This is a genomic window from Dryocola clanedunensis (assembly GCF_038405435.1).
Classification (GTDB): domain Bacteria; phylum Pseudomonadota; class Gammaproteobacteria; order Enterobacterales; family Enterobacteriaceae; genus Dryocola; species Dryocola clanedunensis_A.
Genome location: NZ_JBBYHZ010000229.1, coordinates 1 through 516, shown reverse-complemented (window position 1 = coordinate 516; position 516 = coordinate 1). Strand labels below are relative to the sequence as shown.

The 516-nt window shown below is 69.0% G+C and carries 1 protein-coding gene; it reads right to left on the bottom strand.

Features of this window, described 5'->3' with window-relative positions; all coding sequences use genetic code 11:
• Positions 1-516 (bottom strand): aromatic amino acid lyase (locus AAE045_RS24375; RefSeq protein ID WP_455549865.1); only part of this gene is annotated, 516 nt, incomplete at both ends.

Sequence of the window (516 nt, the reverse complement as noted above, 5' to 3'; positions counted from 1 at the left end):
ATGCGGGGATCGAAGGGCGTGTCCGAGCCCTTGGCCGCTTCCACCGAGAGCGCGCCAGTGACCAGCGCCGCACGGAACACGGTATCGATCGCGAACAAGCCGGCCAGTGCGTAGGCGGTGGAGTACTGGGTGCCGTTGAGCAGGGCCAGGCCTTCCTTCGCACCCAGCACCAGCGGGGCCAGGCCGACCTTCGCCAGTGCCTCGGCAGCGGGCAGGCGTTGACCATCGACGAAGGCCTCGCCGACACCGATCATCACGCTGGCCAGGTGCGAAAGCGGGGCCAGGTCGCCCGAGGCGCCAACCGAGCCCTGGCACGGAATCACCGGAATGAAATCGTGCTGCAGAAACGCTTCCAGCAGGGCCAGTGTCTGCGGGCGGATGCCCGAGGCGCCCTGGGCGAGGCTGGCCAGCTTCAGCGCCATCATCAGGCGCACCACCGGCGCCGGCATCGGCTCACCGACGCCGGCCGCGTGCGAGAGCACGATATTGCGCTGCAGGGTTTCCAGATCCTCGCGC